The 19292-nt window shown below is 64.3% G+C and carries 19 protein-coding genes; 10 read left to right on the top strand and 9 right to left on the bottom strand.

Annotated elements, in window-relative coordinates; all coding sequences use genetic code 11:
- Positions 1 to 7: 7 nt before the first annotated feature.
- A complete protein-coding gene (tgt, locus tag B5V03_RS18120) occupies positions 8 to 1171 on the bottom strand; it encodes a tRNA guanosine(34) transglycosylase Tgt (protein ID WP_129271765.1) in 1164 nt (387 codons plus the stop codon).
- 229 nt (positions 1172 to 1400) lie between these two features.
- On the opposite strand from tgt, the gene B5V03_RS18115 reads away from it, so the two are divergent.
- The 4 genes from B5V03_RS18115 to B5V03_RS18100 all read left to right on the top strand — a co-directional run bounded on the left by B5V03_RS18115 (position 1401) and on the right by B5V03_RS18100 (position 5555).
- Positions 1401 to 2558, top strand: a complete 1158-nt coding sequence (locus tag B5V03_RS18115) for a patatin-like phospholipase family protein (RefSeq protein WP_129271764.1) — start codon at positions 1401 to 1403, stop codon at positions 2556 to 2558.
- 129 nt (positions 2559 to 2687) lie between these two features.
- Positions 2688 to 3434 (top strand): TetR/AcrR family transcriptional regulator, encoded by a 747-nt coding sequence (locus tag B5V03_RS18110; RefSeq protein WP_129271763.1) that lies wholly within the window; start codon positions 2688 to 2690, stop codon positions 3432 to 3434.
- 252 nt (positions 3435 to 3686) lie between these two features.
- Positions 3687 to 4289, top strand: coding sequence for a PepSY domain-containing protein (locus tag B5V03_RS18105; RefSeq protein WP_164988102.1), 603 nt, complete (start codon positions 3687 to 3689; stop codon positions 4287 to 4289).
- A gap of 228 nt (positions 4290 to 4517) precedes the next feature.
- Positions 4518 to 5555, top strand: a complete 1038-nt coding sequence (locus B5V03_RS18100; protein ID WP_129271762.1) for an aspartate-semialdehyde dehydrogenase — start codon at positions 4518 to 4520, stop codon at positions 5553 to 5555.
- Between the two features lie 181 nt (positions 5556 to 5736).
- Here the strand turns inward: B5V03_RS18100 and queA are convergent, their stop codons facing one another.
- The 5 genes from queA to coaD are packed head-to-tail and all read right to left on the bottom strand — an operon-like array spanning position 5737 to position 8863.
- The gene (gene queA / locus B5V03_RS18095; RefSeq protein ID WP_129271761.1) at positions 5737 to 6804 is read right to left on the bottom strand and encodes a tRNA preQ1(34) S-adenosylmethionine ribosyltransferase-isomerase QueA; all 1068 of its coding nucleotides are present in this window, start codon (positions 6802 to 6804) and stop codon (positions 5737 to 5739) included.
- A 48-nt stretch (positions 6805 to 6852) separates the two neighbouring features.
- Complete coding sequence (locus tag B5V03_RS18090; RefSeq protein ID WP_129271760.1) at positions 6853 to 7317, bottom strand: peptidylprolyl isomerase; 465 nt, start codon at positions 7315 to 7317, stop codon at positions 6853 to 6855.
- The gene (locus B5V03_RS18085; protein WP_129271759.1) at positions 7314 to 7739 is read right to left on the bottom strand and encodes a hypothetical protein; all 426 of its coding nucleotides are present in this window, start codon (positions 7737 to 7739) and stop codon (positions 7314 to 7316) included. Before B5V03_RS18085 ends, B5V03_RS18090 begins: the two co-directional genes overlap by 4 nt.
- A gap of 12 nt (positions 7740 to 7751) precedes the next feature.
- Positions 7752 to 8327: a peptidylprolyl isomerase gene (locus B5V03_RS18080; protein WP_129271758.1), complete on the bottom strand. Its 576-nt coding sequence runs from the start codon at positions 8325 to 8327 to the stop codon at positions 7752 to 7754.
- 38 nt (positions 8328 to 8365) lie between these two features.
- On the bottom strand, positions 8366 to 8863 hold the full coding sequence (coaD, locus tag B5V03_RS18075) for a pantetheine-phosphate adenylyltransferase (protein WP_129271757.1): 498 nt from the start codon (positions 8861 to 8863) through the stop codon (positions 8366 to 8368).
- Positions 8864 to 9134: 271 nt separating this feature from the next.
- On the opposite strand from coaD, the gene B5V03_RS18070 reads away from it, so the two are divergent.
- From B5V03_RS18070 to B5V03_RS18060, 3 genes are all read left to right on the top strand, one after another.
- Positions 9135 to 9395, top strand: coding sequence for a hypothetical protein (locus B5V03_RS18070; protein WP_129271756.1), 261 nt, complete (start codon positions 9135 to 9137; stop codon positions 9393 to 9395).
- Between the two features lie 226 nt (positions 9396 to 9621).
- Positions 9622 to 11475 (top strand): potassium transporter Kup, encoded by a 1854-nt coding sequence (locus B5V03_RS18065; RefSeq protein WP_129271793.1) that lies wholly within the window; start codon positions 9622 to 9624, stop codon positions 11473 to 11475.
- A gap of 35 nt (positions 11476 to 11510) precedes the next feature.
- Positions 11511 to 12470: a phosphotransferase family protein gene (locus tag B5V03_RS18060; RefSeq protein ID WP_129271755.1), complete on the top strand. Its 960-nt coding sequence runs from the start codon at positions 11511 to 11513 to the stop codon at positions 12468 to 12470.
- Positions 12471 to 12478: 8 nt separating this feature from the next.
- Here B5V03_RS18060 and gyrA read toward each other — a convergent pair whose 3' ends face one another.
- A complete protein-coding gene (gyrA, locus tag B5V03_RS18055) occupies positions 12479 to 15223 on the bottom strand; it encodes a DNA gyrase subunit A (protein ID WP_129271754.1) in 2745 nt (914 codons plus the stop codon).
- Positions 15224 to 15391: 168 nt separating this feature from the next.
- The gene (locus B5V03_RS18050; RefSeq protein WP_129271753.1) at positions 15392 to 15790 is read right to left on the bottom strand and encodes a DUF2306 domain-containing protein; all 399 of its coding nucleotides are present in this window, start codon (positions 15788 to 15790) and stop codon (positions 15392 to 15394) included.
- Positions 15791 to 16201: 411 nt separating this feature from the next.
- On the opposite strand from B5V03_RS18050, the gene B5V03_RS18045 reads away from it, so the two are divergent.
- Positions 16202 to 16552 (top strand): low molecular weight protein tyrosine phosphatase family protein, encoded by a 351-nt coding sequence (locus B5V03_RS18045; protein ID WP_129271752.1) that lies wholly within the window; start codon positions 16202 to 16204, stop codon positions 16550 to 16552.
- Between the two features lie 11 nt (positions 16553 to 16563).
- Here B5V03_RS18045 and B5V03_RS18040 read toward each other — a convergent pair whose 3' ends face one another.
- The gene (locus B5V03_RS18040; RefSeq protein WP_129271751.1) at positions 16564 to 17064 is read right to left on the bottom strand and encodes a single-stranded DNA-binding protein; all 501 of its coding nucleotides are present in this window, start codon (positions 17062 to 17064) and stop codon (positions 16564 to 16566) included.
- Between the two features lie 448 nt (positions 17065 to 17512).
- Between B5V03_RS18040 and B5V03_RS18035 the strand changes: the two genes are divergently transcribed.
- Both B5V03_RS18035 and B5V03_RS18030 read left to right on the top strand, forming a co-directional pair.
- On the top strand, positions 17513 to 18277 hold the full coding sequence (locus B5V03_RS18035) for an outer membrane protein (protein ID WP_129271750.1): 765 nt from the start codon (positions 17513 to 17515) through the stop codon (positions 18275 to 18277).
- Between the two features lie 235 nt (positions 18278 to 18512).
- Complete coding sequence (locus B5V03_RS18030) at positions 18513 to 19193, top strand: outer membrane protein (RefSeq protein ID WP_129271749.1); 681 nt, start codon at positions 18513 to 18515, stop codon at positions 19191 to 19193.
- Positions 19194 to 19292 lie beyond the last annotated feature (99 nt).

Below are 19292 nucleotides of genomic sequence, written 5' to 3'. Positions count from 1 at the left end.
TTACGCCTTAGCGCGGGGCGATATCGCCCCTCGCCCAGTCCTCGCGCGTACGCTGATAGAACTCCTCGAATTTTCCGTGTGCGATCGCGTCCCTGATGCCCTGCATCAGGAACTGGTAGTAAGCGATATTGATCTCGGACAGCAGCATCGCCCCCAGCGTCTCGCCGGCCTTGACGAGATGGTGCAGATAGGCGCGCGCGTAGTTGCGCGTCGACGGCCATGAGCTCTCTTCGTCGAGCGGACGCGGATCGTCGGCGTGGCGCGCGTTGCGCAGATTGACCTGGCCGAAGCGGGTGAAGGCGACGCCGTGACGACCATTGCGCGTCGGCATCACGCAATCGAACATGTCGATGCCGCGCTTGACGGCTTCGAGGATGTCGTCGGGTGTGCCGACGCCCATCAGATAGCGCGGGCGCTCTTTTGGCAGCCTCGGCGCCGTCTCGTCGATCATCGCCAGCATCACCGTCTGCGGTTCGCCGACGGCGAGGCCGCCGATCGCATAGCCGTGGAAGCCGATCTCGACCAAGCCCTCGGCGCTGGCATGACGAAGTTGCGGGATATCCCCGCCCTGCACGATGCCGAACAGCATGTAGCCGTCGGGCGCGCTCTCGAAAGCGCGTTTGCTCCGCTCGGCCCAGCGCAGCGACAGCCGCATCGCCCGCTCAATGTCATCGCGCTCGGCCGGCAGCCGCACGCATTCGTCCATCTGCATGGCGATGTCGGAGCCGAGGAAGCGCTGCACCTCGATTGAGCGCTCCGGCGACAGCTCGACCTTGGCGCCGTCGATATGCGAGCGAAAGGTGACGGCGTGCTCGGTGACCTTGCGCAGGTCCGCCAGCGACATCACCTGGAAGCCGCCGGAATCCGTCAGCATCGGTCCGTTCCAGCCGGTGAATGTCTGCAAGCCCCCGAGTGCCGCGATCCGCTCCGCGCCTGGACGCAGCATCAGGTGATAGGTGTTGCCGAGCACGATGTCGGCGCCGGCGTCGCGTACCTCGCGCCAGTGCATGCCCTTCATGGCGCCGGCGGTTCCGACCGGCATGAAGGCCGGCGTCCGCACCACGCCATGCGGCGTCGTCAGGCGCCCGGTGCGCGCAGCGCCATCGGTGGCGCGCAGCTCGAAATGATTGGGAAGGCCGGTGTTGGGCAGATCGGTGTCAGGGAGATTCATGGCGGTGCTTATTGCGTGTCGGCGGAGGCCGATCAACCCGCTCGGAGCGGTCCCTGCGTCAGACTGGGACACATTTGACGCGGACTTGATGGCCGCCAAGACTTGTCAAACAAAACGACACAGTGTAGTTTTATTTGGGGGCTGGACGAGATGCCGCGGCGCGTTGCCGGCGGCGGTAGATGCGTGATCGCCAGCCCCGACAATGCCCCCCGCTTCATGTTCGACTGAGATGTCCGGCCCCTCTCATGGCTGGATCAGGCTGACAGGCGCGCGCCTGACCAAATTGCTGGTCCTGACGTGCATCCTGGCGCTCGGCGCCTGCACCTCCCTGCCCCGGACGCCCTATACGGCCGCTGAGGCCAGCACATCGCGCGTGCTCGATATCGACGGCCTCAGGCGCTACGCCGACGACCCGATCACCAAATTCAGCTTCGAGAAAGACACCAGCACCGCCACGAAGTCGTACCTCGCGCTCTCAGGCGGAGGCGCTGACGGCGCCTATGGCGTCGGCGTGCTCAATGGCTGGAGTGTCGCCGGCACCCGCCCGAGCTTTTCCGTGGTCTCTGGCGTGAGCACCGGCGGCCTGATCGCGCCCTTTGCGTTCCTCGGACGGCAATATGACGACACGCTGAAGGACGTCTACACCAGCGGCATCGCGGAGAGCCTGCTGAGCGACCCCAGCATCATGCGCGTGCTGTTCGGCTCCGGCCTGTTCGGCAATACGCGGCTGCGCGAGCTCGTCGCCCGCTATGTCGGGCCGGAGATCATGGCGCAGGTTGCGCGCGAGAACGCCCGGGGACGACGGCTGCTGATCGTAACCACCGATCTCGACACCCAGCGCACCGCGATCTGGGACATGGGCAAGATCGCCGCGGTCGGCACGCCAGAAGCGCTCAAACTGTTTCGCGACGTGATGGCGGCCTCCGCCAGTATTCCACTGGTATTCCCGCCGATCATGATCGACGCCGAAGGCCAGGGCCGCAAATTTCAGGAGATGCATGTCGACGGCGGCGTGACGGCCCCGGTGCTGACGCTGCCGGAAGCTCTGCTATTCCAGGATAGCCGCCTTCCGGGCGCCGCGAAGATGGACATCTATATCCTCGTCAACAAGAAGATCGAACGCAATTTCGAGCTGGTGTCCAACAGCACCATCGACGTTGCCTCGCGCAGCCTGTCGGCGATCACACAGTCGCAGACCCGCTCGATCATCTTCTCGACCTATGATTTCGCCAAGCGCAACCGGCTGGGTTTCCACCTCTCCTACATCGCGCGCGATTATCCCGCGCCGCCCTCGGAAGGGTTCGACACCACCTATATGCGGGCCCTGTATCAGTACGGATACGAGAAGGCCGCTGCCGGCCAGGCGTGGGCCTCGACGCTGCCGTGAACGCGCGCGACGGAACGAGGCCCTGCTGAAACCGTTGACGATACGGCCAATTCGGCCAGATTCGCGATGACGCCTCCGCTCCTGCGCGATATAGAGCAAGTGACGAGGAACGCGCAGGAATCATTGGGCATGGGATTGACTGCGACCAGGACAAGACCGGCGACCGCGCGGCGCGAGCTACCGAAATCGCGCGGCGGCAGGCCGACGAAGTCAGCCGCGATCGAGCGCGACCAGCGCCTGATCGAGGTCGCCACCCGCCTGTTCCTGGACCGCGGGTTTGACGCGACCTCGCTCGATGCGGTTGCGGAAGCGGCCCGCGTCAGCAAACCCACCGTCTATTCCCGCTATGGCGACAAGCGCGGTCTTTTTGCCGCTGTGCTGAGACGCGAAATCGCGCGCTGGCTGGCGCCATTGTCGGCAGCGGCCGAGATGCAGCTCGGCAGTGCTTCGGATATCTCGGTCGAGCAGCGGCTGGTCGAGATCGGGCGCGAGATGCTGAACTTCACCTGCGGACCCGATGCTGTCGCGTTCAGCCGCATGATGACGTCACAGGCCATCAACTTTCCCGATATCGCCAAGCTCGGCAAGGAGGAAGGCTGGTTGAAAGCCGTCGCCACCACGGCACGCTTCTTCGATCATCTGGTGGCGCAGGGCGCGCTTGACGTCGACGACACCACCATCGCGGCGGAAGTCTTCCTCGACGTCGTCGTCGGTCACAATCATCGCCTTGCGACGTTTGGAACGCCGCCGGAGATGAAGGCCGCGGAGAAGCGCATGCGCGCCGCGATCAAGCTGTTCCTGGCCGGTGCGCTGGGACCTGCGGACCGCGTTCAGAACGCTGCAAAGAGCCCCCAACGACCGCGCCGGTCCCGCTGACAATTCCGTGAGGTTGCGATTTATCCCCTCGGGGAACACGCCCTCGCCGTTGACCGAAATAAAACGATACGGTATGGTTTTGTTATGGGCGATACGGACCACTTTTTTCACCAGCCCCAAAAGGGGTCCGTATCGCTAAGATCGCCGCAACGGGTACAGCCCGTCGTGACGCTCCGCGGCCGGCCGATGCCCAAGGTCGGCCGCGAATTCTTTACGATCATCCGGCACACTCGCTGGCCGAGGGTTTCGAGCATGACGACCGCCAAACGATGGACTTCGCAACTGCTTGCGATCGCCTTGCCCGCGCTGCTGCTCGCAGCGCCCGCGCAGGCGATCGTGACCACGGGCACGCCGACCACGCTTCGCAGCGACACAGATGGTGACACTGAGGCGGACCGCCAAGCGGTCAGCCGCGAAATCGAACGATTCCGCTCTTCGTCGGTCTCGATCAGCCAGGCCATGGCGATTGCCGAAGCCCGCCACGCCGGCGCCACCACCGCAGATGTGAGTTTCGACGGAGGCTCCGGCGTGCCGGTCTACCGGGTGAAAACCCTGCACAACGACCGGATCTGGCGTCACACCATCAATGCGACGACCGGCGAGCTCATCGGCGGCGAGGCCGCCCTCCCCCTCGCCGAGCTCGACGGCGACGATCGCAGCAACCTCGCAGCGCTCGGTGCGATCAGGCATCGCCTCGCGGATGCCGTGCATGTTGCCGAGCGCGCGGCCTCCGGCAAGGCGATCAGCGGTGGCCTCGTGCGCGAGCGCGGCCGGCTCAATTTTGCGATCGTCGTGATCAGCGGCGACGACCTCAAGGAGGTCATCCTGGAGCCGCCGGGCGCCCGAACGAAATAACGGCGGCCACAATCCCGCCGAAAAGCCATTGACGGGCGCAAAACTCTCCCGCATAAGTCGCCGCCATGTTCACGACCACCAAACGCACGACCAAAACCACCACGGCCTTCGGGGCCCGGGGAGGCGTGCGCGCATAGTCGTCGACTAAAACGCATCAGCTCTACCGAAGCCCCGCCTTAAAGGTCCGGGGCTTTTTTGTTGTCTAGATCTCAGCTCAACCGAAATGGAATGGAGGACACAGTGAGTAACGATCCCGTCGTCGCGATTGTCGGCGTCACCGGTGCGGTGGGCGCCGAATTCATCGCCACCATGGACAAGCGCGGCTTTCGCGTCGGCAAGCTCAAGGCGCTGGCCAGCGCCCGCTCCGCAGGCAAGACGGTGTCGTTTCGCGGGCAAGACGTCGTCATCGAGGAGCTGACCGAGCGCGCCTTCGAGGGCGTCGACATCGCCCTGTTCTCCGCCGGCAGCGGCATCTCGAAGAAGTACGCGCCGATCGCAGTGAAGGCCGGCGCGGTCGTGGTCGACAACTCCTCCGCCTTCCGCATGGATCCGAACGTGCCGCTGGTGATCCCCGAGGTCAATGGTAACCGCATCCGCGACCACAAGGGCATCATCGCCAACCCGAACTGCGCGGCGATCACCGCGCTGGTACCACTCTGGCCCATCCACCAGAACAACCGCATCAAGCGCGTCATCATCTCGACCTATCAGGCGGCCTCCGGCGCCGGGGCCGCCGCGATGGAGGAGCTCGTCGAGTCCACCCGCGCCAACCTCAACGGGCAGGTCTATACGCCCAAGGTGATGCCGCACCCCTACGCCTTCAATCTCTTCAACCACAACACCGCCGTCGACCCCGAGACCGGCTACAACGACGAAGAGACCAAGGTCATCAAGGAGACCCGCAAGATTTTCGAGGACGACAAGATTGCGATCGGCGTGACGTGTGTCCGCGTGCCGGTGCTGCGCGCGCACTGCGAGGCCATCACCTTCGAATGCGAGAAGCCGATCACCGAGGACCAGGTCCGCGCCATCATGGCGCAGGCCCCCGGCGTGAGGGTCGTCGACGACCGCGTCAAGAACTACTTCCCGATGCCGATCGACGCCTCGGGCCAGGACGACGTCCTGGTCGGCCGCATCCGCAAGGACCTCAGCGATCCCAGTGGGCATTCGATCTCGATGTTCGTGGCGGCCGATCAGCTGCTCAAGGGCGCGGCGCTGAACGCGGTGCAGATTGCGGAGCTGTTGCCGCAGCGGGTGATGGCGTAAGCGCGGGGCGAACTCTCGACCCGTCATCCTGAGGTGTGAGCTCAGCGGTGCAAAGCGCCGCTGAGGGAGCCTCGAAGGATGCACGGCCGAGATGCAGCAGTGGGGCCGTCGCCCTTCGAGGCTCGCCGAAGAGGCGAGCACCTCAGGGTGACGGGGATAAATTCGCGTTTGCGGCCGGCTTCTAGGCCCGGAATAGCAAGCACGCATCCCCGTACGAATAGAACCGGTACCCGCTCGCGATCGCATGCGCGTAGGCCCGCTGCATCGTCTCCAGTCCCGCGAATGCCGACACCAGCATGAACAGTGTCGACTTTGGCAGGTGGAAGTTCGTCATCATGATATCGACGGCGCGGAAGCGATAGCCAGGCGTGATGAAAATCGACGTCTCGGCCGCGAACGGCTGAACGGTACCATCTTCGGCGGCTGCGCTTTCGAGCAGTCGAAGCGATGTGGTGCCGACGGCGACGATGCGGCCGCCATTTTTCCGCGCGGTGTTGAGCCGCTCCGCTGTCTCGGCCGAGATCGTGCCCCACTCGGCATGCATCTTGTGGCCTTCGGTATCGTCCACCTTCACCGGCAGGAACGTCCCTGCCCCGACATGCAGCGTGATGCGGTTGATGCCGACGCCGCGCGCGCGCAGCGCCTGCTCCAGCGCTGGCGTGAAATGTAGCCCCGCGGTCGGCGCAGCGACCGCGCCTTCATTCGCGGCGAACATGGTCTGGTAGTCGGCGAGGTCCTGATCGTCGGGCGTGCGCTTGGAGGCGATGTAGGGCGGCAGCGGCGGGCTGCCGAGATCGGCGATGGCCTGGTCGAGCGCGGGGCCGTGGAACGAGAATGACAGCGTCACCTCGCCTTCCGCGCCCTTGGCCTCGACCTCGGCATCGAGATGGCCGAGCAGGCAGACCTTGCCTTCGTTGCCGAAGCGGATGCGGTCGCCGGCGGTGAGCTTTTTCGCCGGCTTCACCAGCGCCTGCCAGCGCGAGCCGTCGAGACGCTTGATCAGGGTCGCCTCGATCTTCGGCTCGGTCTCACGGCCGATGCGGCGGCCCTTGAGCTGCGCCGCAATCACCTTGGTGTCGTTGACGACGAGCTGGTCGCCCGGCTTCAGCCATTGCGGCAGATCGGAGATGACCTCGTCGCGCAGCGCGCCGTTCTCCACCACCAGCATCTTCGCGGAGTCGCGCGGGCTCGCGGGGCGCAACGCGATGCGCTCGGGCGGCAGGTCGAAGTCGAAGAGGTCGGTGCGCACGTTTGATACCTTGTCGTGCCCCGCCGAAGCGGGGCACGACCGCAGGTGTTACTCCGCGTCCGCGGCCATCCGCGCCTTGACGATCTTGTCGGGGTTCTGCACGGGCTCGCCGCGCTTGATCTTGTCGACGTTCTCCATGCCTTCAGTGACCTTGCCCCACACCGTGTACTGGTTGTCGAGGAAGCGGGCGTCGTCGAACACGATGAAGAACTGGCTGTCGCCGGAATCGGGGCTCGCCGCACGGGCCATCGAGGTGACGCCGCGCACATGCGGCTCCTTGTTGAACTCGGCCTTCAGCTTCTTGCCCGAGCCGCCGGTGCCGGTGCCCTGCGGGCAGCCGGTCTGGGCCATGAAGCCCTCGATCACGCGGTGGAACACGATGCCGTCGTAAAAGCCCTCGCGAACCAGCTCCTTGATGCGCGCGACATGGCCGGGCGCGAGGTCGGGGCGCATCTCGATGGTGACGGGGCCCTGCGTGGTCTCGAGGATCAATGTGTTTTCGGTGACGCTCATGCTCGTCTCTCTTGCGTTGGAGGTGAAGTCTTGTCAGGTGACGTTTTGCGGTTACGGAACTGGATCGCGAATGGACGTCCCGCGGCGGCGCCGGCCATTGCATCGGTAAATGGCATCGGCGTGCAGCGTTGCAACGCCTCCATCACCGCGATCCGGTATTGCAGCCGGTCATTGTCGGAGGCCTCCGCGGATTCATAGGTAATCCTCGGATGGCCCAGAATGTTTCCGGACCGGTTAAAGCTCACGACGACGGTGATGTCGAGTGGGCGAGCCTTGCTGGGCGCCGGCGGCTTCCAGCAGGTGCGCAAGTGCCGGAAGATGTCCTGGATGGTGTTGACCTGTCCATCCTCGGCGGCCGCACCCGAGACGCCCAGCAGCAACACCGCGGCAGCCAGCAGGAGCTTGTTGCCGCAGCGCGCCATGGTGGCCCTCTCCTATTTGATGTCGGAGGCGACCTGCACCTTCACCATCTTGTCGGGATCGGTGACGGTGCCGCTGGACGAGCCGGCCGGCGCCTTCTTCAGCTTGTCGACCACGTCCATGCCCTGCACGACCTCGCCGACCACGGTGTACTGGTTATCCAGGCTGCCGCCGTCGGCGAACATGATGAAGAACTGCGAGTTGGCGGTATCGACGCTGTCGCCGCGCCGGGCCATGCCGACGATGCCGCGGGCAAAATGCACCTTGGAGAATTCCTGCTTCAGGTTCGGGTATTTCGAACCGCCGGTGCCGTTGAACTTCTCGCCGTCGCCGGTCTGCGCCATGAAGCCGTCCATCACGCGGTGGAACGGCACGTTGTTGTAATAACCCTCGCGCGCGAGCTGCTTGAGGCGCTCGGCGTGCTGCGGCGCCAGATCGGTGCGCAGCTTGATGACGATGCGGCCCTTGGTGGTGTCGATGACGAGCGCGTTGGCCTTGTCGAGGTTCGCCGGCAGTTGCTGCGCCACCGCCGGGACCGCACTGAAGAGCGCGGCAAAAATCGTGGCAAGAATTGCGAGACGACGGATCATGAGAACTCCGGATCAGGTGAGATTGAGGAAGCGCGCCGTTATCCGGCGAATTTGGCCTTGAGCAGGCTTGCTACGAGCGGCGGCACGAAGGTCGAAACATCTCCGCCCATCCCTGCGATCTGGCGCACCAAAGTGGCGGTGATCGGGCGGACCATTGGAGAGGCCGGCAAAAAGACCGTGTGCACCTCCGGCGCCATGGCCTCGTTCATGCCGGCAAGCTGCATCTCGTAGTCGAGGTCGGTGCCGTCGCGCAGGCCCCGAATCATGATGGTCGCGCCAGCTTTGCGCGCCGCAGCCACGGATAGATCGTCAAACGTCACGGCTTCGAGTACGCAGCCGGCCTGGGCCGCTATCGGCCCGCAGACGTCCAGAAGCATCTTCAGCCGCTCCTCGGTCGAGAACAGCGGCTTCTTGCCGGGATGGACACCGACCGCGACCACCAGCCTGTCGCACAGGGGAACGGCATGCCGGACGACGTCCAGATGGCCGTTGGTAATGGGGTCGAAGGAACCCGGATAAAAGGCAATGCGCGGCATAGCCTCCTCCTACCGCGCCCGGCCCGGCCCGGCAAGCCGGGCAGGTTCCTTGTCAGTTTCCTGGTCAGTTTCTTGCCGGTTTTTCCGCCAATCCCTGTCGGAGGGCCCCGAATTGTTTCGTCCTTAGGGCAGCCACGAAACAAACCGGACCGCGAACGAAACCATTTCCCGTATCCGCGAAGACGTCCGGAAACTGGCCATGGTTACTAATCTGCCCAACGAACGACGGGCCGCACACTGGGCGTAGCGGCCGCATCACAGGGGACCGTCAATGATCAAGGCTCTTTCAGCGATCGCAATTGCTGCGTGTGTTGCTGCTGCCCTCACCCTCCTGCCGGGCTTTGCACCGACCGTCGAAGCCAGCGTGCCGCAGCCGCTCGCCAAGGCAGACCGGCTCGACATTCGCACCATCGGCAAGGACTGCTCGCAGCAGGCCTGGCCGAATTTCGAGGCGTCGTGCCTGCGCCGTGCCGGCACCAAGACCAGCACTGTCCGCGAGGCTCGCCTCGTGACCGCCGACCGCACGCCGTAGGCTCTGTCAGTTTCGCGTCAGGTACTTCCCGATATAAACCGCAAGACAGAACCCCAAGACAAACCCCAAGACAAAACCGATGGATATTTGCGACGTCTCGTCGCAGACTGCGTGATGCTCGCGCCCGTCGGAATGGCCCGGCGGGCGCGATCCCATCGGGGGGTTGCCTTTGTCCAGTACGCCCGCAGTCGCTTCCGGCCATCACCCCGATCCGCTGCCGATTGCAATGACCATGGGCGCCCTCGGGGTGGTCTATGGCGATATCGGCACTAGCCCCCTCTACGCCCTGAAGGAAGCCGCCAAGGCGGCCGCCCATGGTGCGACAGTCTCTCCCGAAGCTGTCCTGGGCGTTGCCTCGCTGATCCTCTGGGCCCTGCTGCTGATCATCTCGTTGAAGTACGCGCTGCTGATCCTGCGCGCGGACAACCGCGGCGAAGGCGGCATCGTCGCCCTTCTGGCCCTGCTGCATGCCCGCCACGCCCAGTCCGGCACCTGGCGCGCGCATCTTCTGGTCGTCGGCCTCGTCGGTGCCGCACTGCTTTATGGCGACGGCGCGATCACGCCGGCGATCTCGGTCCTCTCAGCCATCGAAGGTCTCAAGGTCGATGCGCCCTCGCTGGCACCGGTGGTGGTACCGATCACCGTCGCCATCTTGATCGGCCTCTTCATGATGCAGAAGCAGGGCACCGGCTTCATCGGCCGCATCTTCGGACCGGTGATGCTGGCCTGGTTCGGCGTACTGGCCGCGCTCGGCATCCACGGCATCGTCAAGGCGCCGGCAGTGCTCGCGGCGCTCAGTCCGCTCTATGCCTTCGACTTCCTGATCCACCAGGATTTTCACGTCTCCTTCGCGATCCTCGGCGCGGCCTTCCTCGCCGTGACCGGGGGCGAAGCGATGTATGCCGACATGGGTCATTTCGGCCGCTTCCCTATCCGGCTGGCCTGGTTCGCCATCTGCCTGCCCGCGCTGGTGCTGAACTATTTCGGCCAGGCCGCACTCCTGATCACCGATCCCACGATGATCGAAAATCCGTTCTTCCAGCTTTGCCCCGACGCCCTGCACTATCCGCTGGTCGCCTTCTCCGCGGTCGCAACCGTTATCGCCTCGCAGGCGATCATCTCCGGCGTGTTCTCGCTGACCCAGCAATCGATCCAGCTCGGCTTCCTGCCGCGCATGCAGATCCGCCACACCACCAGCGATGCGATCGGCCAGATCTACGTGCCGCTGGTGAACTGGCTGCTGGCTGCCGCAACGCTCGGCGCCGTCCTCAGCTTCGGCACCTCGGAGGCGCTGGCCGGCGCCTATGGCATTGCGGTGTCGCTTCTGATGGCGATCACCACATTGCTGGCGGCCCTCGTCGCGATCCAGTGGGGCTATTCGCCGTGGCTCGTGGTCACCGTGAACGGCTTCTTCTTCGTCATCGACGTCATCTTCTTCTCCGCCAATTCGATCAAGCTGTTCGAGGGCGGCTGGTTTCCGCTCTTGCTGGCAGCCCTCGTCGCCTTCCTGATGCTGACCTGGCGCAGCGGCGTGAAGCTGGTCGAGGCCGCGCGCGGCAAGCTGCGGCAGCCCGAGGAGGATCTGATCGAGACCGCGGTGAACAAGTGCAGCGCCAGGCTGCCGGGCACCGCCGTGTTCCTGGCGTCGGCGCCGAACGGCGTGCCGCTGGCACTGACGCAGTTCGTCAAGCACAACCACGTCCTGCACGAGCGCATCATCCTCGTCACCGTGCTGATCGAGGAATCCCCGCACATCACCGAGACGGACCGCGCCGAGGTGATCGAGATCATCACCGGCATCACCCGCGTGGTCCTGCATTACGGTTTCATGCAGAACCCGACGATCTATGAGGGACTGACGCTCGCCTGCCGCCAGGGCAAGCTGCCCGGCATCGACCTCTCCGACATCACCTATTATGTCGGCCGCGAGACCATCATCCCGCGCGAGGACATCCCGGGCATGTGGGTCTGGCGCGAAGGCCTGTTCGCCTTCCTCCAGCGCAACGCCGAACGCTCCGCCGCGTTCTTCGGCGTGCCGACCAAGCAGGTGGTGGAGTTCGGCACGGAGCTGGAGATTTAGTTCGGCTCCGCCGTGCTATCCGGAGGCGAGCGCCGATGTCGAGCGAAGCGCCGTTGCAACTCAAACCTCGGCTGGCGATCTCGGTCGATCAGGCGCAAGCGATGGTGCGCCGGATATCTCCTAATGCCTCGGTGCTCGGTGTCACCGAGCTGCGCGGCGGCGAGATCAGCACCGTCGTCGAGATCGCGCTCGCGGACGGGCCGACTTGCATCCTTAAGGCCTACCCTGAAGCGCTTCAATGGAAGATGGCGAAGGAGGTCCTCGTGCTGGGTCTGCTGCAGAACCTGGGCACGGCCATTCCAAAAATCCTGCTCGCCGACGACACGCGATCGGTGATCGACCTGAACTATGTGCTCATGACGAGGCTCGACGGCACGGTGCTCGGCCGGCGCGAGGCGGCGCTGTCGGAGGCGGAACTGCTTGCGATCTACGCCGAGATGGGCGCGGCGTTGCGCCGGATCAACGACGTCACCCTCGACAGTTTTGGCTATATCGGCCTCAACGGGGTCTGGACGGCGCATCCGAGCAACCATGCCTACATGTCCGCGCAGCTCGACAGGAAGCTGACGGAGTTTGGCACGCGCGGCGGCGATTCCGTGCTCGCCGCACGCCTCCGCGACCGCGTCACGGCGCAGCAGCATCTGTTTGAGGCAGCCACCGTCCCCCGCCTCTGCCACTACGATTTTCATGCCGGCAATGTTCTGGTGACGTCGCAGGGCGAGCCGCACCTGACGGGCATCGTCGACTTCGAGAACGCGACATCAGGCGATCCGCTGATGGATATCGCGAAGGCGCTGTACTACTTCACTGAAAAGGACGCGCCCAAGCGCGAGGGCTTGCTCGCTGGCTATGGCCCGATCGCGCGCCCCGACTGGCAGCAGACGCTCGACCTTTACCGCATGTATTGCACGCTCGAGCTCTGGTGCTGGATGGCGCAGATCGGCAAGCATGATGCGCTTGCCGATCTGACCCGTGAGCTGGCGAACGGCGTTTAAACGGGGCGTTACTCCCCGTTTGCCTCGCCATTCGCGCCATTCCCGCTCTCGGCCTCTTCCGTGATGTGCTCGACCGAGACCACATGCTCGTCCTCGGCGGTGTCGAATACGATCACGCCCTGGGTCGAGCGGCCGGCGACGCGGATGCCCTCGACCGGGCAGCGGATCAGCTGGCCCTTGTCGGTGACCAGCATGATTTGATCGGCATCCTCCACGGGGAAGGACGCGACCAGGTTGCCATTGCGGTTGTTGACGCTCATGGCGACGATGCCTTTGCCGCCGCGGCCCGTGGTGCGATACTCGTAGGACGAGGTCCGCTTGCCGTAGCCGTTGACGGAGACTGTGAGCACGACCTGCTCGGCCGCCGACATCTCGACATAGCGCTCCGGCGGGAGCTGGAAGCTGCCGGAGCCCTCCTCGCCCTCGGCATCCACCGCGGGTTCTTCGGCCGCGGCTTCGCCGGCGACCGCGCGCCGCATCTTCAGGTAAGCCGAGCGTTCGTCCGAGGTGGTCTCGACATGGCGCAGGATCGCCAGCGAGATCACCTTGTCGCCCGCGCCAAGCGCGATGCCGCGCACGCCCATCGAGGTGCGCCCGGTGAACACGCGCACGTCGGGGACAGGGAAGCGGATGCACTGGCCGGCGGCGCCGGTCAGCAGCACGTCGTCGCGCTCGGTGCAGATCTGCACGTCGACGATCGCTTCATTCTCGTCCAGCTTCATGGCGATGATGCCGGAGCGGCGGACGTCGACGAAATCGGACAGCTTGTTGCGCCGGACGTTGCCGCCCGTCGTGGCGAACATCACGTCGAGGTTGCCCCAGGTGGATTCATCCTCGGGCAGCGGCATGATGGTGGTGATGCGTTCGCCCTGCTCCAGCGGCAGGATGTTGATCAGCGCCTTGCCGCGCGCGTTCGGCGCGGCCATCGGCAGGCGCCAGACCTTTTCCTTGTAGACCTGGCCGCGCGACGAGAAGAACAGCACCGGCGTGTGCGTGGAGGCCACGAACAGGCGCGAGACAAAATCCTCGTCGCGGGTCTGCATGCCGGCGCGGCCCTTGCCGCCGCGGCGCTGCGCCCGATAGGCCGACAGCGGCACGCGCTTGACGTAGCCGGCGTGGGAGACGGTGACGACCATGTCCTCGCGCTGGATCAGGTCCTCGTCCTCGACCTCGCCTTCCTGCTCGATGATGACGGTGCGGCGCGGCGTGGCGAATTCTTCCTTCACCTCGGCGAGCTCGGTCTTGATGATTGTCAGCACACGCTCGCGCGAGCGCAGGATGTCGAGATAATCGGCGATCTCGCCGGCGAGCTTGTCGAGCTCCTCGCGGATTTCGTCGCGGCCGAGTGCGGTGAGGCGCTGCAAACGCAGGTCGAGAATGGCCCTCGCCTGCTCCATCGACAGCCGGATCGTGCCGTCCTCGCTGATGCGGTGGCGCGGATCGTCGATCAGCGTCAGCATATCCTCGACGTCCCGGGCCGGCCAGTCGCGCGACATCAGGGTGTCGCGGGCGGTGGTCGGGTCGGGCGAGGTCCTGATCACGCGGATCATCTCGTCGATATTGGCGACAGCGATGGCGAGACCGACCAAAATATGCGCCCGGTCGCGCGCCTTGGCGAGCAAGTACTTGGTGCGACGCGTGACCACCCGCTCACGGAAGTCGACGAAGATCGCCAGCAGGTCCTTCAGATGCATGATCCGCGGACGGCCGCTGTCGAGCGCCACCATGTTGACGCCGAAACTCGTCTGCAACGGCGTGAATCTGTACAGCTGGTTTAGCACCACGTCCGGCACGGCGTCGCGCTTCAATTCGATGACGACGCGGTAACCGTCGCGATCCGATTCATCGCGCAGGTCGCCGATGCCTTCGATCTTCTTTTCCTTGACCAGCTCGGCGATGCGCTCGACCATCGTCGCCTTGTTCACCTGGTAGGGAATCTCGCTGATGATGATCGCCTCGCGCTCCTTGCGGATGGTCTCGATCACGACCTTGCCGCGCATCACGATCGAGCCGCGGCCGAGGTGATAGGCGGCGCGGATGCCTGCGCGACCGAGAATCACGCCGCCGGTCGGGAAATCCGGTCCCGGCACGATGTTGATGAGCTCCTCGATGGTGAGCGCCGGGTTGTCGATCAACGCGACGCAGGCGTCGATGACCTCGCCGAGATTGTGCGGCGGGATGTTGGTCGCCATGCCGACCGCGATGCCGCCCGCGCCGTTGACGAGAAGGTTCGGGAACTTGGCCGGCAAGACCGACGGTTCGGTCTCGTTGTTGTCGTAGTTCGGCTGGAAATCGACGGTGTCCTTGTCGATGTCGGCTAGCAGCGCCAGCGCCGCCTTCGTCAGCCGCGCTTCGGTGTAACGATAGGCGGCCGGGGGATCGCCGTCGACCGAGCCGAAATTGCCCTGACCGTCGATCAGCGGCACGCGCATCGAGAAGTCCTGCGCCATGCGAACCATGGCGTCGTAGATCGACTGGTCGCCGTGCGGGTGATACTTACCGATGACGTCACCGACCACGCGGGCGGATTTGACGTACTTCTTGTCAGGCGTGTGCCCCTGCTCGTTCATCGAGAACAGGATGCGGCGATGCACCGGCTTCAACCCGTCGCGCGCATCGGGCAGCGCACGCGCCACGATCACGCTCATGGCGTAATCGAGGTACGACTTCTTCATCTCCTCGTAGATGGAAACGGGGCGAATGTCGGAGGGTTGCGCCGGCTGGTCGCCGGGCTTGTCGTCGTCGTCAGCCAAGGGGGAATCCGGTGAGTTTTTGTCTGGGAATCATATAGCGCATCACCCCCCTGATAACCACCCTTGCAAGCCCTAGGGAAGCGCTTTTTCCGACTGTTTTTCCAGAGACTTACGCACTCCGCGCCGCCATCGGGAGCGACCTCGAAATAGCTTGCCGGAAACCGCCCGTCAGGCCCCGAAAATCACCCGGTGCATGATGCGCCCGGGCACCAGTGTGAACAGCCCCGCCACCACCAGCGCGCCGGTGAACAGCAGGATCATGATCCGCCGGTGGTCGGTGACGCGATGGCTGTGCGCCCGCCACACCGCGAGCGGCAGCATCACCAGGGTGAAGATCGACAGCAGATGGATCGGGCTGAACGGGCCGACCAGGCGGATCTGGTGAATCCAGAATGACGATGCAGCCACGATCGCCATCAGCGTCACCCAGATCCAGCCGATCGTCCGGTGCGGCATCGTGCCCTTGGGGGCGGAAAACTGGACGAGACCGAGCACGAAGGCGGCCATGGCGGCAAAGGCATGCAGCGGGATCACTGGAGCGGCGTCAAGCAACGGCGCGAGGCTCATTTGGCGCATTCTCCAGACGGGAACATGTGAATAGGATTAACATAAAGTTAATATCATTCACATCGCGGCCCGTCAAAGGCTTGAGGCGCCACATGAGGCCAGCCCGGAAAAACCAATCCTGCCCGCCAATTGGTAAGAAATCCTGCCGCTTCACGCGAGCAAACAGCCCGACCGGGTTGCCGGTGGCCATTGTTAGAGACGCCCGCCTGCGGCGGGCCCTCAGGATGAGGTCGGTTCCTGCAGCGAGATATCAGACCCTCAGGGTAAGGAGCCCGGCAAAGCGGGCGTCTCGAACCATGCAGGCCGAGCTCATCCGGCAGAACGGGATGTCGAAGACTTCGTCGACTACCAAATGCCGTGGACCTAGAGATTGATCGGACTATTCCACGCCCCTTCCTCTGGAGCAGTCAAGTGACCAACGTCCTCTTCGTCTGCAGTGCCGATCGCCTCCGCAGCCCGACAGCCGAACAAGTCTTTTCGACCTGGCCGGGCATCGAGACCGACTCGGCCGGCATCTCGAACGATGCGGACGTGCTGTTGTCCACCGAACAGGTCGAATGGGCCGATATCGTCTTCGTCATGGAGAAGATCCACCGCAACAAGCTGAACCGGAAATTCCGATCCAGCTTGAACAACAAGCGGGTCATCTGCCTCGACATTCCCGACGACTACGAATTCATGGATCCGGTCTTGATCCGGATGCTCGAAAGCCGCGCGGGCCGCTTTCTGTCCCGACCCGCGCCAGATCGTCCCACCCCGTAGAAGGCCTCGCCTCAGAACGGGATGTCGTCGTCCATGTCGTTGTTGCGGCCACCACCGCCGCCAGCGGCCACGGCGCGGCGCGGCGCGCTGCTGCCGGGACCGGAGGAGCCGAAATCGCCGCCGGGCTCGTCGCCGAAGCTGCCGCCTGCCCCGCCGCCGGCGCGGCCATCGAGCATCGTCAGGGTCGAGTTGAAGCCCTGGAGCACGACCTCGGTGGAATATTTCTCGACGCCGGCCTGGTCGGTCCATTTGCGGGTCTGGAGCGCACCCTCGATGTAAACCTTGGCGCCCTTCTTCAGGTACTGCTCGGCGACCTTGCAGAGCCCTTCATTGAAGATCACGACGCGATGCCACTCGGTCTTTTCCTTGCGCTCGCCACTGTTCTTGTCGCGCCAGGTCTCGGACGTCGCGATGCTCAAATTCGCGATCGGCCGCCCGTCCTGGGTGCGGCGGATTTCCGGATCCTTGCCGAGATTTCCAACCAGAATGACCTTGTTGACGCTTCCCGCCATCGCCGCTCTCCACTCCAAATGCCACTGAATTCACAAGGCCGGGCCCGCTCCCCGCGTTCCTGTGCGACCTCTGTTGAGGCGACCCTATACGCTTGCGGCCGCCGAGCAGCCCGTCACCCCTCAACTTATCCCCATATATAGCATCGACCTCCCGCGTGTTCCAGATTTGTTCTTGCAGGCAAGGGCATCAAATGTGTGAGCCCGATCGGGCTCCTGTCCTCAACAAAGGCTCGCGTCGGACGGACCCCGGCCGGTTCCCGCGGAGGAGAAAAACCGCATAACATTCATCAAGTTGCAACTGCATCAGTCGGCGACCGAGTGTTGCATTTCGGAGACGGACTCCGGCCTTTTGTTCGGCTACGGTCGAGTCGGAGTTAATTTATATGGGCGTCGCGCCTGATCACCGCTTCGGGGACATCAAGAAGCGGACGAAACTGGGGAGACTGCAATGAATAAGATTTTGATTGGTGCAATCGGCGCAGCGGCGCTGGCTCTGTCGGCTCCGGCAAGCGCGGCGGATCTCGCGGCGCGTCCCTACACCAAGGCGCCGCCGCCAATGATCGCCGCCATCTACGACTGGAGCGGCTTCTACATCGGCATCAACGGCGGCGGCGGTTCGAGCCACAAGTGCTGGGACTTCGTCTCGCCGACCCTCGGTACACTCGTCGCTGATGGCTGCCACAACGCGGTCGGCGGCACGGTCGGTGGTCAGGTCGGCTACCGCTGGCAGTCCGCCAATTGGGTGTTCGGCCTCGAAGGCCAGGGCAACTGGGCCGATTTTTCGGGCGACAACATCGGCACGTTCATCGGCGCCCGGCGCGACCGCTCCAAGATCGACGCCTTCGGCCTGATCACGGGCCAGATCGGCTACGCCTGGAACAACGTGCTGTTTTATGTGAAGGGCGGCGGTGCCGTCGTCGCCGACAAGTACAGTGTCTTCATTGCACCCGGCTTCGCCGGTGCCGACACCCTGCTCGCTTCGACCGACGAAACGCGCTGGGGCGGTACGGTCGGCGCCGGCTTCGAGTTCGGATTCGCACCAAACTGGTCGGTCGGCGTCGAGTACGACCACATCTTCCTGGGCCACCGGACCCTGACGTTCAATACGCCAACCGGCGCTACCTTCCAGAGCTACCGCATCGGCCAGGACGTCGATATCGGCTTGGTCCGCGTGAACTATCGCTGGGGCGGTCCGGTGATCGCGAAATACTGATATCTCTCTGATATCATTTGGAGATCAAAGGCCGGCCTCGCGCCGGCCTTTTGCTTTGGTGCCTGGTTTGGAACAATCGGTCAGCGACCATTACGTTTTGTCATTGTTGTGGCTTTTCAGAGACACAACTTGCGGCTTTGCTGGTGTAGGTACGACATCAGTTGGACCACAGCGTCCGATGCCCTTCCCGACCGTGGAAGGCACAACAGAAACTGGGACTGGGATTAGGTTGAAAATGAAGAAGGTTTTGTTGGCTTCGGCCTGTTTGTTCGCACTCGCTGCTCCGGCTTCGGCCGCTGATCTCGCGGCCCGCCCCTACACCAAGGCGCCGGTGGCGGTGGCCTCGGTCTACAACTGGACCGGCTTCTACCTCGGTATCGTCGGGGGCGGCGCTTGGGAGGCTGATTCCGATCCGAAGATGAAGGGCGGCTTCGTCGGCGGCACCGCCGGCTACAACTGGCAGACCGGCAACGTCGTGTTCGGCCTCGAGGCGGATGCCGCCTGGGCTGACGTCAGCGCCTCCGTCGCAGGCGCCGTTCCCGGCCTTGGTCTCGTGAGCGCGAGCTCGAAGACCGACGCGATGGGCACCGTGCGTGGTCGCATCGGCTGGGCCGTCAACAACGTGCTGTTCTACGGCACCGGTGGTTACGCCTGGATCGACAACAAGATCAGCGGCAGCGCGCTCGGCGTGACTGTGTCCGACACCAAGTTCCACTCGGGCTGGACCGTCGGCGCTGGCGTCGAAGCGTTCTTCGCGCCGCAGTGGTCGGTCAAGGGCGAGTACCTCTATCGCAGCCTCGGCAGCGAGACCTACTTCAGCGGTATCGCCCCCGCTTCGTCCGGCACGCTCAACTTCCACACCGTGCAGGTCGGCGTGAACTATCACTTCGGCGCCCCCGTGGTCGCCAAGTACTAAGCTACACTTCAACGCCTAGCGTTACGAAGGGCCGGCCTCGCGCCGGCCTTTTTGTTTGCACGGAACGTTTCAACGCAGTTCCGCCCTCCCTCCTGCTGC

It is taken from the genome of Bradyrhizobium betae (assembly GCF_004123905.1).
Taxonomy (GTDB): domain Bacteria; phylum Pseudomonadota; class Alphaproteobacteria; order Rhizobiales; family Xanthobacteraceae; genus Bradyrhizobium; species Bradyrhizobium betae_A.
Note: the sequence above shows the minus strand (reverse complement) of the source record. Positions and strands in the feature narration are given on the sequence as shown.

What these genes read in the sequence shown, in the direction of transcription:
- tgt (WP_129271765.1), bottom strand. Translation starts at nt 1,171, where the DNA reads ATGAATCTCCCTGACACCGATCTGCCCAACACCGGCCTTCCCAATCAT.
- B5V03_RS18115 (WP_129271764.1), top strand. Translation starts at nt 1,401, where the DNA reads ATGTCCGGCCCCTCTCATGGCTGGATCAGGCTGACAGGCGCGCGCCTG.
- B5V03_RS18110 (WP_129271763.1), top strand. Translation starts at nt 2,688, where the DNA reads ATGGGATTGACTGCGACCAGGACAAGACCGGCGACCGCGCGGCGCGAG.
- B5V03_RS18105 (WP_164988102.1), top strand. Translation starts at nt 3,687, where the DNA reads ATGACGACCGCCAAACGATGGACTTCGCAACTGCTTGCGATCGCCTTG.
- B5V03_RS18100 (WP_129271762.1), top strand. Translation starts at nt 4,518, where the DNA reads ATGGAGGACACAGTGAGTAACGATCCCGTCGTCGCGATTGTCGGCGTC.
- B5V03_RS18090 (WP_129271760.1), bottom strand. Translation starts at nt 7,317, where the DNA reads ATGAGCGTCACCGAAAACACATTGATCCTCGAGACCACGCAGGGCCCC.
- B5V03_RS18085 (WP_129271759.1), bottom strand. Translation starts at nt 7,739, where the DNA reads ATGGCGCGCTGCGGCAACAAGCTCCTGCTGGCTGCCGCGGTGTTGCTG.
- B5V03_RS18080 (WP_129271758.1), bottom strand. Translation starts at nt 8,327, where the DNA reads ATGATCCGTCGTCTCGCAATTCTTGCCACGATTTTTGCCGCGCTCTTC.
- coaD (WP_129271757.1), bottom strand. Translation starts at nt 8,863, where the DNA reads ATGCCGCGCATTGCCTTTTATCCGGGTTCCTTCGACCCCATTACCAAC.
- B5V03_RS18070 (WP_129271756.1), top strand. Translation starts at nt 9,135, where the DNA reads ATGATCAAGGCTCTTTCAGCGATCGCAATTGCTGCGTGTGTTGCTGCT.
- B5V03_RS18065 (WP_129271793.1), top strand. Translation starts at nt 9,622, where the DNA reads ATGACCATGGGCGCCCTCGGGGTGGTCTATGGCGATATCGGCACTAGC.
- B5V03_RS18060 (WP_129271755.1), top strand. Translation starts at nt 11,511, where the DNA reads ATGTCGAGCGAAGCGCCGTTGCAACTCAAACCTCGGCTGGCGATCTCG.
- B5V03_RS18050 (WP_129271753.1), bottom strand. Translation starts at nt 15,790, where the DNA reads ATGAGCCTCGCGCCGTTGCTTGACGCCGCTCCAGTGATCCCGCTGCAT.
- B5V03_RS18040 (WP_129271751.1), bottom strand. Translation starts at nt 17,064, where the DNA reads ATGGCGGGAAGCGTCAACAAGGTCATTCTGGTTGGAAATCTCGGCAAG.
- B5V03_RS18035 (WP_129271750.1), top strand. Translation starts at nt 17,513, where the DNA reads ATGAATAAGATTTTGATTGGTGCAATCGGCGCAGCGGCGCTGGCTCTG.
- B5V03_RS18030 (WP_129271749.1), top strand. Translation starts at nt 18,513, where the DNA reads ATGAAGAAGGTTTTGTTGGCTTCGGCCTGTTTGTTCGCACTCGCTGCT.